Below are 14551 nucleotides of genomic sequence, written 5' to 3' on the forward strand. Positions count from 1 at the left end.
TCAACCATCGACATCCGCCTACGACCGCCAGACAGATCCACCCGGCCCGCGTCCAGCGAGCCATGAAGCACACCGCAAGCCATAGAACATGACGGCGCCAGCGCCGCCCCAGGAGACAAGCATGACCCTCACCGCCTTCGCGCCCCGCGCCTTCCTGCGCCCTGCGCTCGCCGCCGCCAGCCTGCTGCTGGCCGCCACCACGCACGCCGCCGGCTGGCCCGAGAAACCCATCACGCTGATCGTGCCATCCGCCGCCGGCGGCGCCGCCGACCTCACCGCCCGCACCTTCGCCCAGTTCCTGGGCAAGCAGACCGGCCAGACCGTCATCGTCGAGGACCGCCCCGGCGCCGGCGGCATCGTCGGCACCAATGCCGCCAAGAACGCCGCCGGCGACGGCTACACCTTCCTCTTGTCCACCAACTCCACCCACGCCGCCAACCAGTTCCTCTACAAGCGCCTGCCCTACGACGCGCAAAAGGACTTCGTGCAGATCGGCATGCTCGGCACCTTCGGCACCGTCGGCATCGTCGCCCCCGACAGCCCCTATCGCACCGTGCCCGAGCTGGTCGACTACGCCAAGAAGCATCCCGGCGAAGTCTTCTTCGGCTACTACAGCTCGTCCTCGCAAGTGCCGTCCGAACTGTTCAAGCAACGCGCCGGCATCAACATCGGCGCCGCCGGCTACAAGAACATCACCCAGATCATCACCGACCTGCGCGGCAAGCAGATCGGCTTCGCCTTCGTCGATTACCTGACCGCCATGGGCCAGATCGACGGCAAGGGCCTCGCCCCCCTCGCCGTCACCGCCGCCCAGCGCCACCCCGCCTGGCCCGACGTCCCCACCATGTCGACCTACTTTCCCGACTTCGTCGTCGCCGGCTGGCTCGGCATCTCCGCCCCCGCCGGCACCCCGCCCGACATCGTCGCCAGGATGAACGCCGCCACCCAGGCCGCCGTCAACGATCCCGCCACCGCCGACAAACTCCGCGCCCTCGGCCTGACCCCCGAAGCCATGGACACCGCCCGCTTCGACACCTTCGTCAAGGAAGACACCGCCCGCTGGAAGGAATGGATCAAGATCTCCGGCATCCAGCCGCAGTAACCGCCCACAGCAAATAAAGAAACGCCCTCTATATATAGAGGGCGTCGCAATATAGAGACCATCAAAAGATTGCGCCCATCGAATCAAGCGCGATGACGCAGGATTCACCAGCCCCTCCCATCAAGATCGCGCCGCGCCATTGCCCCCGAGCAACACCCCTCTCCAGCAGCGCGCAGCGTCCTCGCCTCGACGCAAGACACCCAAATGCCAAAAAAGGCCGCCCGCGCGGCCGCTTTTTGGCGACCCCGCAAGACCCTCCCTTCCCCCAGATTGACGGCAAAAACGCCAAGCACACAACCCGCCCCAAAGCCCGGCCGTTAAGTCTCATCAAAAGCGGGAGCCGGGGCAGGCGGGGGATGGCGGGGCGTGTAGATGCGCCCGACGGAATCTGAAGGAACAGCCGAAGGCTGTGACGAAGATGAGGAAGGGGCAGTCCGGAGCGAAGGCTCCGGACCGCAATCGTAGCCCCGCCATCCCCCGCCTGCCCCGGCTCCCGCGACTAAAGAACCCCACCCCCCGCAAGCAAATAAAGAAGCCCCCCTACAAAGGCAACTTCAACTCATGCTTGATCTCCCGCAACGCCACAATCGTCCGCGTCTGCCGAATCCCAGGCATATTGAACAAGAACCGATGCAAGAACCGGTCATAAGCCTCCGGACTCTCCACAAGAATCTTGAGCAGAAAATCCGAATCCCCCGTCACCGCATAGCATTCGAGAATCTCCGGCGCATCCCGCACCGACCGCTCGAAGTTCTCCACCGTATTCGCCGAATGCCGCTCCAGGCTGATCTGCGCAAACATGCAACCCAGCCCCACCTTGCTGCGATCCACCTGCGCGCTGTAGCCCTGGATCACGCCGCTGGCCTCCAGCGCCTTCACCCGCCGCCACACCGGCGCCGCCGATAGCCCCACCTTGTCCGAAAGCTGCTGCGCCGAGGCCCGGCCATCCTCCTGCAAGGCCTTGAGGATGCCGATATCGGTCTTGTCCATCGTTTTGTCTCCTGTTTGGGTCGAAATTCCGCAAATACGAAATATTCATTGCGAATTATAGGGATAGCACGATCCGAAAACGCAATAAACCCGATGCCTCGCGAACCTATCATGGTGCCGACTACAGGAGCATTCATGATGGACGGCACCCCCGCCCCCGAGCCCACGCTGGACCTCGACTACCAGCTCGCCGACAACCTCACCCGCGAGACCGGCCGCATCTTCCTGACCGGCACCCAGGCCCTGGTGCGCATCATGCTGACCCAGCGCCGCATCGACCGCGAGCGCGGCCTGAACACCGCCGGCTTCGTCTCCGGCTATCGCGGCTCGCCCCTGGGCGGCGTCGACATGGCGATGTGGAAGGCGCAGAAGGCGCTGGACGCCAACCAGATCTCGTTCCTGCCCGGCATAAACGAAGACATGGCCGCCACCGCCGTCATGGGCACCCAGCAGGCCGGCATGCGCGCCGACCGCAACGTCGATGGCGTCTTCGCCATGTGGTACGGCAAGGGCCCCGGCGTGGACCGCGCCGGCGACGCCCTGCACCACGGCAATGCCGCCGGCGCCTCGCGCCATGGCGGCGTGCTGGTGGTGGTGGGCGACGACCACACCGCCGTCTCCTCCTCGATCCCGCACGCCAGCGAAGCCTCGCTGATCGGCTGGCAGATGCCCATCGTGCACCCGACCTCGATCGACGAATACGAGACCTTCGCGCTGTGGGGCTGGGCCCTGTCGCGCCACTCCGGCGCCTGGGTCGCCTTCAAGGCCGTGTCCGAGACCATCGAAAGCGGTCACTCGTTCACTCCCGCGCCGGTGCGCCACTACGACATGCCGGCCGATCCCGACCTGCCGCCGGAAGCGCTGGAATACTCCGCCCGCGACTTCCTGTCGCTGGCGGTCGAAACCCGCATGAACCTGCGCATGAAGGCGGTCGCCGCCTTCGCCCGCCGCCACAGCATCGACCGCCTCACCTGTCCGGCGCCCAAGGCCACCGTCGGCATCGTCACCGTCGGCAAGGCCCACCTGGACGCCATGGAAGCGCTGACGCGCCTGGGGGTGGACACCGTCACCGCCAACGCGCCGGTGCGCATCTACAAGCCGGGCCTGACCTGGCCGCTGGACGCCGAACGCATGCTCGAGTTCGCGCGCGGCCTCTCGCACATCCTCGTGATCGAGGAAAAAGGCGCCGTGGTCGAGACCCAGCTCAAGGACCTGCTGTTCAACCTGCCCGAGCGCGCCACCGTGGTCGGCAAGAAGGGTTTCGACGGCGAGACGCTGGTGCCGTCCGCCGGCCAGTTGCGCCCGTCGCTGCTGGCGCGGCCGCTGGCCCAATGGCTGTCGCGCAGCGCCGGCCTGCAGCCCGGCGTCGACCTGGCCACCTTCGACTGCCAGGATATGCTGTCCAACGACGCCGACGGCATGCGCCGCCGTCCCTACTTCTGTTCCGGCTGTCCGCACAGCACCTCGACCAAGGTGCCGGAAGGCAGCCAGGCGCTGTCGGGCGTGGGCTGCCACTACATGGCCGCCTGGATGGACCGCGACACCGGCGGCCTGACCCAGATGGGCGGCGAAGGGGTCGACTGGATCGGCCTGTCGCGCTACACCAGGATGCCGCATATCTTCCAGAACATGGGGGAAGGCACCTACTACCACTCCGGCTACCTGGCGATCCGCCAGGCCGTGGCCGCCAAGGCCAACATCACCTACAAGATCCTGTTCAACGACGCCGTCGCCATGACCGGCGGCCAGCCGGTGGATGGCCCGATCTCGGTGCCGCAGATCTGCCAGCAACTGCGCGGCGAGAACGTCGCCCGCATCGTCGTCACCAGCGATGAGCCCGAGAAATACCGGGGCGTGGACCTGGGCGCCGGCATCAAGGTGCATCACCGCCGCGAGCTCGACGCCCTGCAGCGCGAGCTGCGCGAGATTCCCGGCGTCACCGTGCTGATCCACGACCAGACCTGTGCCGCCGAAAAGCGCCGCCGCAGGAAGAAGAACCAGTTCCCCGATCCGGCCCGCCGCATGCTGATCAACAGCGCCGTGTGCGAAGGCTGCGGCGACTGCGGCGTGAAATCGAACTGCCTGTCGGTGGTGCCGCTGGAAACGCCCTACGGCCGCAAGCGCGCCATCGACCAGTCAAGCTGCAACAAGGACTACTCCTGCGCCGAAGGCTTCTGCCCCAGCTTCGTCTCGGTCATGGGCGGCAAGCCCAGAAAGAGCGCCGCGCCCAAGGCCGACCAGGAACGCCTGCAACGCCTGATCCAGCAACTGCCGCTGCCGCAACCGCCGGCGCTGGAGCGTCCCTACCGCCTGCTGGTGGCGGGCATGGGCGGCACCGGCGTCATCACCATCGGCGCCATCGTCTCGATGGCCGCGCACCTGGAAGGCCTGTCGGCCGCGGTGCTGGACCTGACCGGCCTGGCGCAGAAGGGCGGCACGGTCGTCAGCCACATCCGCCTGGCGCCCGCGGGCGCGGCCGCCGGCCCGGTGCGCCTGGACTGGCAGCAGGCCGACGCCGCCATCCTGTGCGATCCGGTCGCCGCCGTGGCGCCCGACTCGCTCGGCGCGCTGCGCCGCGGCCACACCCAGGTCACCGTCAACACCTATGTCGCGCCGGTGTCCGATTTCACCCGCAACCCGGACGCCGCCATGCGGCCGGAAGCGCTGCTGGCCAAGATCCGCCACGCGGCGGGCGAGGACCACACCGCCGCCATCGACGCGCACGAGGCCGCGCTGGCCCTGTTCGGCGACAGCATCCTGTCGAACATGTTCATGCTGGGCTACGCCTGGCAGCGCGGCGGCGTGCCGCTGTCGCAGGCCGCCATCAATCGCGCCATCGAACTGAACGGCGTCGCCGTGGCCGCCAACCGCGCGGCGTTCGACAGCGGCCGCCTGGCCGCGCACCAGCCCGACGCGCTGGACGGCGCGCTGCGCCCGCGCGCCCAGGTGGTGCAACTGCATGTGCCGGAAACGTTCGAGCGCGCCGTGGCGCGCCGCGTCGAGGACCTGACCGCTTACCAGGACGCCGCCTACGCGCAGGCCTATCGCGACGTGGTCGAACGCGTCGCCGCGCGCGAACGCGAGCTGGCGCCCGACGCCAGGACGCCGCGCCTGGCCATGGCGGTGGCGCGCGGCCTGTTCAAGCTGATGGCCTACAAGGACGAATACGAAGTCGCCCGCCTCTATACCGGTGAAGCCTTCCAGGCCCAGCTCAAGGGCCAGTTCGAGGGCGACTACAGCCTGCGCTTCCACATGGCGCCGCCGATCTTCGCGCGCAAGGACCCGCGCACCGGCGTGCCGCGCAAGCTGACGCTCGGCCCGCGCACCATGACCGCGCTCAAGCTGCTGACCCGCTTCAAGCGCCTGCGCGGCACCTGGTTCGATCCGTTCGGCCACACGGCCGAGCGCAAGATGGAGCGGGCCCTGGTGGTCGAATACCGCCAGACCATAGACCAGTTGCTCGCAGGGTTGAATCGCGACAACCTGGCGCAAGCGGCTACAATCGCCGCCCTTGCAGAAACCATCCGCGGCTTCGGCCACGTGAAGGCTGCGAACGTCGAGAAGTACAGGACGGAGCTGGCCCGCTTGATGCAAAGCTATACGGCGCCTGCCCCGCGCGATGTACCCCTGCGGAAAACCGCATAAACACTCGCGCTGAGCGGCATTCTCCTGGGCGCGCCTTGCTAGGCGCGCCCAGTGCATTTAGTAACAATGTTTTGGGAACCTGATCCTATCTTCTTCTTGTAGCTGTCGTACTCGATCACTAGAATTAGTGTCCAACGAGGGGTGCTACACTATATGTTGTGGTCGCCTAACCGCTGATACTCGTCGGCCACGCCATGCGGATTCGTCCGTCCAAGCGTTGCGACCCCCTCAATAAGATCCAAATTTCGTACCTGACATGACGTCGTCATGTCGCTATCTACGCGCTTTTCGCACAGGAGCTTCCATGCAGACTACGATCGCCTCTGTGACCCGGCCTTCGGCCGTGCCGCCCTCTCAAACCGATTCCCCGGCCGACGCCAACGGCGGGCAATGGGCCAGCTACAACATCATCCGCCGCAATGGCTCGGTGGTCGGGTTCGAACCCGGCAAGATCGCCATCGCCATGACCAAGGCCTTCCTGGCCGTCAACGGTGGCCAGGGCGCAGCCTCGGCCCGCGTGCGCGAGCTGGTTGAACAACTGACGACCCAGGCCGTCAACGCGCTGGTGCGCAACCGCCCGGGCGGCGGCACCTTCCACATCGAAGACATCCAGGACCAGGTCGAACTGGCGCTGATGCGTTCGGGCCAGCATGACGTCGCCCGCGCCTATGTGCTCTATCGCGAAAAGCGCACCCAGGAACGCGCCGCCGCCGCGGCCGCCGAAGGCCAGCAGAAAGCCGACGCCGTGCCCCAGGAAAACGTGCTGCATGTCACGGACGCGGGTGTCCGCCGTCCGCTGGACATCGCCGAACTGCGCGCCACCATCGTCGCCGCCGGTGAAGGCCTGGCCGAATTCATCGACTCCGAAGCCATCCTGAAGGAAACGGTCAAGAACCTGTACGACGGCATCCCCGTCGACGAAGTGTTCAAGTCCGCCATCCTGTCGGCGCGCGCGCTGGTCGAGAAGGACCCGGCCTACAGCCAGGTCACCGCCCGCCTGCTGCTGCACACGATCCGCAAGGAAGTGCTGGGCGAGGAAGTCTCGCAGGACGGCATGGCCGCCCGCTACGCCGAATACTTCCCCACCTTCATCGCCCGCGGCATCGAAGGCGGCCTGCTGTCGCCCGACCTGGCCAGCTATGACCTGACCAAGCTGGGCAAGGCCCTGAACGCCAAGCGCGACCTGCAGTTCGGCTACCTCGGCCTGCAGACCCTGTACGACCGCTACTTCCTGCACATCCGCGGCACCCGCATCGAACTGCCGCAGGTGTTCTTCATGCGCGTGGCCATGGGCCTGGCGCTGCGCGAGACCGATCGCGAAGCCCGCGCCATCGAGTTCTACGAGATCCTGTCGTCATTCGACTTCATGAGCTCGACCCCGACGCTGTTCAACTCGGGCACTCTGCACTCGCAACTGTCGTCGTGCTACCTGACCACCGTCTCCGACGACCTGGAAGGCATCTACGACGCCATCAAGGAAAACGCGCTGCTGGCCAAGTACGCCGGCGGCCTGGGCAACGACTGGACCCCGGTGCGCGCGCTGCGCAGCCACATCAAGGGCACCAACGGCGAAAGCCAGGGCGTGGTCCCGTTCCTGAAGGTCGTCAACGACACCGCCGTGGCGGTGAACCAGGGCGGCAAGCGCAAGGGCGCGGTCTGCACCTACCTGGAATCGTGGCACCTGGACATCGAGGAATTCCTCGAACTGCGCAAGAACACCGGCGACGAGCGCCGTCGCACCCACGACATGAACACGGCGAACTGGATTCCCGACCTGTTCATGAAGCGCGTCATGGAAGGCGGCGAATGGACCCTGTTCTCGCCGTCCGACTGCCCCGACCTGCACGACAAGTACGGCAAGGCCTTCGAAGAAGCCTACGTCGGCTATGAAGCGCGCGTTGCCAGCGGCGACCTGAAGCTGTTCAAGAAGATGCCGGCGCTGACCCTGTGGCGCAAGATGCTGTCGATGCTGTTCGAAACCGGCCACCCGTGGATCACGTTCAAGGATCCGTGCAACATCCGTTCGCCGCAGCAGCACGTCGGTGTGGTCCACAGCTCGAACCTGTGCACCGAGATCACGCTGAACACCAACGAATCCGAAATCGCGGTTTGCAACCTGGGTTCGGTGAACCTGGTCGCGCACATGAAGCCGGCCGCTGGCGGCGGTTTCGAACTCGACCACGAGAAGATCAAGCGCACCGTCAGCATCGCCATGCGCATGCTCGACAACGTCATCGACATCAACTATTACGCCGTCGACAAGGCCCGCAACTCCAACGCGCGCCATCGTCCGGTGGGCATGGGCATCATGGGTTTCCAGGACTGCCTGCAGATGATGCGCGTGCCGTACGCATCGCAAGCCGCCGTCGAATTCGCCGATCGTTCGATGGAAGCGGTGTGCTATCACGCCTACTGGGCCTCGAGCCTGCTGGCCGAAGAACGTGGCCGCTATCAATCGTACGAAGGCTCGCTGTGGTCGCGTGGCATCCTGCCGCAAGACACGTTGAAGATGCTGCGTGACGAACGCGGCGGTCATGTCGAGGTCGATGAATCGAGCACGCTCGATTGGGATGCGTTGCGCGCGCGCATCAAACAACATGGCATGCGCAACTCCAATTGCATCGCAATCGCCCCAACCGCGACTATTTCCAATATCATTGGTGTATCTGCGTGCATCGAACCCACTTTCCAGAACTTGTACGTCAAATCGAATCTCTCCGGCGAGTTCACGGTCGTTAACGATTACCTCGTGCGTGACCTGAAGAAACTCGGTCTCTGGGACGAAGTCATGGTCGCCGACCTCAAGTACTTCGACGGCAGCCTGTCCCGCATCGATCGCGTACCTTCCGAACTCCGCGAACTCTACGCCACCGCGTTCGAAGTCGAACCGAGCTGGCTGGTGGAATGCGCCTCGCGTCGCCAGAAGTGGATCGATCAAGCCCAGTCGCTGAACATCTACATGGCCGGCGCCTCCGGCAAGAAGCTGGACGACACCTACAAGCTGGCCTGGAAGCGTGGCCTGAAGACGACCTATTACCTGCGTACCCTTGGCGCCACCAGCGCCGAGAAGTCGACGGGACGCGGCGGCGAACTGAACGCCGTCAGCGCCGGTGGCCAGTCCACCGCGGCTCCCGTGTCCGCTGCACCTGTTTTGCCGGAACCCGAAGTTCTCGGGGCGGTTTGCACCATGCGGCCGGGCGACCCCGGCTTCGAAGAGTGCGAAGCCTGCCAATAACCGCCTCCGGAGAATGAATCATGATTAATTGGGAAGACGACACCCTCGCCACGCAACCTGCACAAGCCCCCGCGCCCGCGGCGGGCGGGCAGGCTGTGCCCGAAGTCCGGGCGGCGACCGGCGTGTTCGGCGACACCGCCATGCCGACCCCGGCCGCGCCGCAGCATGCGGCCGGCCTGGCGGCCAGCGGCAGCGCCACCTCGCAACGCGTGAAGGTCGCCGACAAGCGCATCATCAACGGCCAGACCGACGTCAACCAGTTGGTGCCGTTCAAGTACAAGTGGGCATGGGAGAAATACCTGGCCACGTGCGCGAACCACTGGATGCCGCAAGAAATCAACATGTCGCGCGACATCGCCCTCTGGAAGAACCCGAACGGGCTCACCGAGGACGAACGCCGCATCGTCAAGCGCAACCTGGGTTTCTTCGTCACGGCCGACTCGCTGGCCGCGAACAACATCGTGCTGGGCACCTACCGCCACATCACGGCGCCCGAATGCCGCCAGTTCCTGCTGCGCCAGGCATTCGAGGAAGCCATCCACACGCACGCCTATCAATACATCGTCGAAAGCCTGGACCTGGACGAAGCGGAGATCTTCAACGCTTACAACGAAGTGCCGTCCATCCGCGCCAAGGACGAGTTCCTGATTCCGTTCATCGACGCGATCGCGGACCCCAACTTCAAGACGGGCACGCCCGAAGCCGACCAGACGCTGCTGAAGTCGCTGATCGTCTTCGCTTGCCTGATGGAAGGCCTGTTCTTCTACGTTGGCTTCACGCAGATCCTGGCGCTGGGTCGCCAGAACAAGATGACCGGCGCGGCCGAGCAGTACATGTACATCCTGCGCGATGAATCCATGCACTGCAATTTCGGCATCGACCTGATCAACACCGTCAAACTGGAAAATCCGCATCTGTGGACGCCGGAATTCCGCGAAGAAATTCGAGAACTCTTCCGCAAAGCGGTCGAACTCGAATACGCTTACGCCGAAGACACGATGCCGCGTGGCGTGTTGGGCTTGAACGCTCCCATGTTCAAATCCTACCTGCGCTTCATCGCCAACCGTCGTTGCCAGCAAATCGGTATCGAACCGCTGTACCCGCAGGAAGAGAACCCCTTCCCGTGGATGGCGGAAATGATCGATCTTAAGAAGGAACGCAACTTTTTTGAAACTCGCGTGATCGAATACCAAACCGGTGGCACGCTGAGCTGGGAGTAACGCAGTTCGCCTTCGGGCCCGGCGCGGGCACGCTCTTGCAAGAGCGTTGCGTTCGCGCCAGGCCTTGAGGGCGATCTCCCAGGTCAGGGTGTTTTCGAACACGTAGAACAAGCGGTAGGCGGTCTGTGATCAGACTGCCCACCGGCGCCATTTGAAATGGCTCGCGCCAAAGGAGCGGGGGCCATATCAAATGGCTGTGCCGAATTCATTAGCGCAAACCGTAGTAGCTGTTGCTCGCACAGAACAGCGGCATGCGCCGATGAATAGCCCGGGCACGGTTCGCCTTGTTGGCGGATCGGGGCACGGGTTTAAGTTCTGGGACCCCTGAACCTAAGGAGCATGACCATGGCAACAGCCAAGAAAGCCGTAAAGAAAGCGGTGAAGAAGCCCGCCGCCAAGAAGGCAGTAGCGAAGAAGGCCGCCCCGGCCAAGAAAGCTGCCGTCAAGAAGGTAGCCGTCAAGAAGGTCGCCGCCAAGAAGCCGGCGGTGAAGAAGGTTGCCGCCAAGAAGCCGGCCGCCAAGAAGGTCGCGAAGAAAGCGGTAGCCAAGAAGGCCGTCGCCAAGAAAGTCGCGGCCAAGAAGCCGGTAGCCAAGAAGGCAGCGGCCAAGAAGGTCGTCGCCAAGAAGGCGGTTGCCAAGAAGGCCGTCGCCAAGAAAGCGGTTGCCAAGAAGGCCCCCGCCAAGAAAGCGGTAGCCAAGAAGGCCGTCGCCAAGAAGGCGGTTGCCAAGAAGGCCCCCGCCAAGAAGGCGGTTGCCAAGAAAGTCGTAGCCAAGAAGGCTCCGGCTGCCAAGAAGCCTGCCGCCAAGCCGGCTGCCAAGCCTGCCGCGAAGCCCGCCGCTGCCAAGAAGCCCGCTGCGAAGAAAGCCGCTCCGAAGAAGCCCGCCACGCCGCCGTCCACGGCCGCTGCCCCGGGCGCGAAGACCGCGCTGAACCCCGCCGCGTCGTGGCCGTTCCCGACGGGTGGCCGTCCGTAATCGGACCGGTCACAACGGTAGCAGTACCTCAAACCGCCTGGCTTCGGCCAGGCGGTTTTTATTCGCCTCCACCCCAAGAAAGAAAACGTATTCGCACGGCTCGGGCGCCACCGTTGCCGCATTGCCGTGAGACAATAAAAGCCGTCATCATTAGGTAGATCGCGCCCATGCTCGGTGAAATTCTTCGCTTCCTGCTCGAAATCGCGTTCACGCTGTTCGGCGCCGCGCTCATCGCCCGCGCCTGGATGCATGCGATACGGCTGCATCCCTTCAATCCGCTGGCGCGCGTCATCTACCAGGCCACCAACTGGCTGGTGCTGCCGCTGCGCAAGATCATTCCGGCGGGCAACAAGATCGACTGGACCAGCCTGGTGGCCACCTGGCTGGCCGCGCTGGTGTACCTGGTGCTGATCTGGCTGGTCGCCATCGGCGCCCTGATTCCCGCGGTGCTGCTGCCCTCGGCCATGCTGTCGGCGCTGCTGATGGCGCTCAAGTGGGCGCTGAACCTGGTGGTGTGGCTGACCCTGATCCAGGCGGTGCTGTCGTGGGTCAACCCGATGGCGCCCATGATGCCGATGCTGCAGGCGCTGACCGCTCCGATGCTGGATCCCATCCGGCGGCTGCTGCCGCGCACCTCGATCGACTTCTCGCCGCTGGTGCTGCTGATCGTGGCGCAGGTCCTGCTGATGGTGCTGGCGCGGCTGAGCTACAGCATGATGGGCGTGTGAAACGACAACGGCCCGGCGAACTGACCGGGCCGTCCCTGGCGCACGCCGCGCGGCGGCGCCTTACGCCGGAATCGCGGCGTAGATATCGATCAGCTTTTTGCGATCGATCTTGTGATTGTTCGACATCGGCAGCGCCGCGCACGCCACCAGCTCGGACGGCACCATATAGGGCGGCAGGCGCTGCCCCAGCTTGTCCTTCCACCCTGTCAATGCGTCCTGCGCCAGCAGGCTGGCTTCGGCCTGCTCGGCGGCCACGCCGGCAACGAAGCCGATCAGGCGCACCGCGGTGCCGTCCGGCCGCCGCAGCACCGCGCAAGCGCCGCCTTCCACGCCCGGCAGGCCATGCAGGGCCTCGTCGATCTCGGCCAGTTCGATGCGATAGCCGTTCAGCTTGATCTGGTCGTCCATGCGGCCGCGGCAGAACAGCAGGCCGTCCGCGTCCAGTTGCCCCAGGTCCCCCGTGCGGAAACCACGGCGACCATCCTCGGCCACGAACAGCTTGACCTCGTTCAGGTCCTGGCGGTTCAGGTAACCGCGCATGACGTGGTCGCCGATGATGCAGATCTCGCCATCCTCGATGCGCAGTTCGCAATCGGGCTTGGCATGGCCGACGGGCAGCGGATCATGCGCCGCCAGCACCGCGTCGGTGATGGCGATCCAGGTGGTGGCCACGGTGGCCTCGGTCGGCCCGTAGGTGTTCAGGATCACGGCGTCCGGAAAACGCTGGCGCAGCTTCTTCGCCAGCGCCGCCGGCAACGGTTCGCCGCAGAACAGGAAGGTACTCAGCGTCGGCAGCGTGACCGGCGAGAAATCGCGGTTGGCCAGTTGCTGGTGGGCGAAGGATGGGGTCGAGACCCAGGTTGTCACGCCTTGCTGCGCCAGCCGGCTCATCCAGGTCGCGGCCGCGCCAATCTGCTCGCGCGAATTCAGCACGCAGGTGCCGCCGGCGGCCAACGTGGCGAACACCTCGTACATCGACAGGTCGAAGCTGAACGGCGCCTGGTTCATGAACACCGGCGCATCGCCCAGGCCGAAGCTGCCCAGCATCCAGTCGCCCAGCAGGCCCACGCTCTCGCGGCCGATCTGCACGCCCTTGGGGTCGCCGGTGCTGCCGGACGTGAACATGACGTAGGCCAGGCCGCGCTCGGCCAGCTCGGCGCCCTCTCCCGGCTCGAAGCCGCGCGCGGCCGCATCGTACACGGCCGCGGCGCGCACGATCTCGACAATGCGGCGCAGGCGCTCCGGCGGATAGATGGTGTCGACGGGCACAAACGGCGCGCCGATCAGCAGCGCGCCCACCATGGCAACGAAGAACGAGGCTTCCTTGTGGCCGTAGATGGCCACCGGCACATCCGGCGCCGCGCCATGCGCGCGCGCCTCGTCGGCCCAGGCCGTGGCTTCGTCGCGCAGTTGCGCCCAGGTCAGGCTGCGGTCGGCGCCGACCACCGCGAGCGCGTCGGGCGCGCGCGCGGAGTCAACGAACTGGAAGGTCTTCAGGTCGAAACGCATGCCGAAACTCCGGGCATCAGATGGGGCTGCGACCGCTGAACACGTAGAGCGCCAGGGCAGCCAGGATCAGGGTGAGCACGCGTCCGAGGAAACGCATGACGGGCCGCGCCAGCGCGGCCTGCAGGGCCGGACGGGTACGCGCCGCGTTGATCAGCAGGTTGTGGCCCACCGAGTACGCGCCGAACATCAGGCCGCTGACGATGTAGTGCAGCGACAGGCCGTTCCATACGCCCATCGCCAGCAGCGTGGCAAAGATACCGATGTTCTGCGCCGCCATCCGGTGGCGCGAAAAGAACGAGGTCTTGCTCAGCGCCTTGTAGATCGGCATGAACACCACGTCGCGCAGCCACTCGGACAGGCTGATGTGCCAACGGCGCCAGAAGTCCTGCGGGTTGAGCGTCGCCAGCGGGTTGCGGAAGTTGATCGGCAGGGTGAAGCCGAACAGCATGCCGATACCGATGGCCATGGTGGAATAGCCGGCAAAATCGAAGAACAGGTAGGCGCTGTAGAGCGAGGCGTTCAGCGCCACGCCGGTGAACGAGTAGTCGTGCGCGTCCAGGGTCGACAGGCCGTAGCGCCAGATCAGTTCGGCCAGGCCGAACTTCTGGATCACGCCCAGCATGATCAATTCCAGGCCAGCCAGCCAGGTGTTCAGGTTCACGCCTTCGTAGCCGCGCTTGAGGTCGGCCTGGAAGGAGCGCCAGCGGTACATCGGACCGGCCAGCAGCGTCAGCGGGAAGAACAGGTAGATGAAGTAGTCCAGCGGCGACACGCGCTCGTTGCGCGGCGCGAACAGCAGCACGTCGATGGCGCGGAAGGTGGCGAACGACAGGCCCAGCATCGCGCCCAGGTGCGAGACGCCGGTCTTGACCAGCAGCAGCGGCGTCATGGTGATGATGACAGCCAGCCAGGTCGGGATGTAGTTGCGCCGCATGGCCCACAGCGCGCTGCCCGAAATGGCCAGCAGCGCGATCGGCTGGTAGGGACGCGCCCAGAACACCGCCATCCATACGCCCAGGCAGATCACGCCGATGACGTGCCGATAGCCGATGCGCAGCGGCATGCCGAACGAACGATACGCCAACAGACCCAGCCCGCCGAACAGGGCGCCGCCGAAGAAGCTCAAGCTTGCGAACAATTCCATGCT

General features: G+C 65.3%; 9 protein-coding genes. 6 read left to right on the forward strand and 3 right to left on the reverse strand.

Annotated features, from left to right (window positions below; all coding sequences use genetic code 11):
- The first annotated feature begins 121 nt into the window (after positions 1-121).
- Entirely contained in the window at positions 122-1102 is a 981-nt protein-coding gene (locus SB816_RS22555; protein WP_054503426.1) for a Bug family tripartite tricarboxylate transporter substrate binding protein, read from the forward strand.
- Between the two features lie 540 nt (positions 1103-1642).
- Here the strand turns inward: SB816_RS22555 and SB816_RS22560 are convergent.
- The gene (locus tag SB816_RS22560; RefSeq protein WP_006388620.1) at positions 1643-2092 is read right to left on the reverse strand and encodes an Lrp/AsnC family transcriptional regulator; all 450 of its coding nucleotides are present in this window, start codon (positions 2090-2092) and stop codon (positions 1643-1645) included.
- Between the two features lie 138 nt (positions 2093-2230).
- Between SB816_RS22560 and SB816_RS22565 the strand changes: the two genes are divergently transcribed.
- From SB816_RS22565 to SB816_RS22585, 5 genes are all read left to right on the forward strand, one after another.
- On the forward strand, positions 2231-5737 hold the full coding sequence (locus SB816_RS22565; RefSeq protein ID WP_410547595.1) for an indolepyruvate ferredoxin oxidoreductase family protein: 3507 nt from the start codon (positions 2231-2233) through the stop codon (positions 5735-5737).
- Positions 5738-6041: 304 nt separating this feature from the next.
- On the forward strand, positions 6042-8972 hold the full coding sequence (locus SB816_RS22570; protein ID WP_054503425.1) for a ribonucleoside-diphosphate reductase subunit alpha: 2931 nt from the start codon (positions 6042-6044) through the stop codon (positions 8970-8972).
- Positions 8973-8992: 20 nt separating this feature from the next.
- Entirely contained in the window at positions 8993-10192 is a 1200-nt protein-coding gene (locus SB816_RS22575) for a ribonucleotide-diphosphate reductase subunit beta (RefSeq protein WP_175145852.1), read from the forward strand.
- 345 nt (positions 10193-10537) lie between these two features.
- The gene (locus SB816_RS22580) at positions 10538-11167 is read left to right on the forward strand and encodes a histone H1-like DNA-binding protein (protein WP_080977310.1); all 630 of its coding nucleotides are present in this window, start codon (positions 10538-10540) and stop codon (positions 11165-11167) included.
- A gap of 167 nt (positions 11168-11334) precedes the next feature.
- Positions 11335-11895: a YggT family protein gene (locus SB816_RS22585; RefSeq protein WP_054503424.1), complete on the forward strand. Its 561-nt coding sequence runs from the start codon at positions 11335-11337 to the stop codon at positions 11893-11895.
- Positions 11896-11955: 60 nt separating this feature from the next.
- Here SB816_RS22585 and SB816_RS22590 read toward each other — a convergent pair whose 3' ends face one another.
- Both SB816_RS22590 and SB816_RS22595 read right to left on the reverse strand, forming a co-directional pair.
- Positions 11956-13404, reverse strand: coding sequence for a D-alanine--poly(phosphoribitol) ligase (locus SB816_RS22590; protein WP_410547575.1), 1449 nt, complete (start codon positions 13402-13404; stop codon positions 11956-11958).
- 16 nt (positions 13405-13420) lie between these two features.
- On the reverse strand, positions 13421-14548 hold the full coding sequence (locus SB816_RS22595) for an MBOAT family O-acyltransferase (protein WP_054503422.1): 1128 nt from the start codon (positions 14546-14548) through the stop codon (positions 13421-13423).
- Positions 14549-14551 lie beyond the last annotated feature (3 nt).

It is taken from the genome of Achromobacter sp. SIMBA_011 (assembly GCF_046535435.1).
GTDB lineage: Bacteria > Pseudomonadota > Gammaproteobacteria > Burkholderiales > Burkholderiaceae_B > Achromobacter > Achromobacter dolens.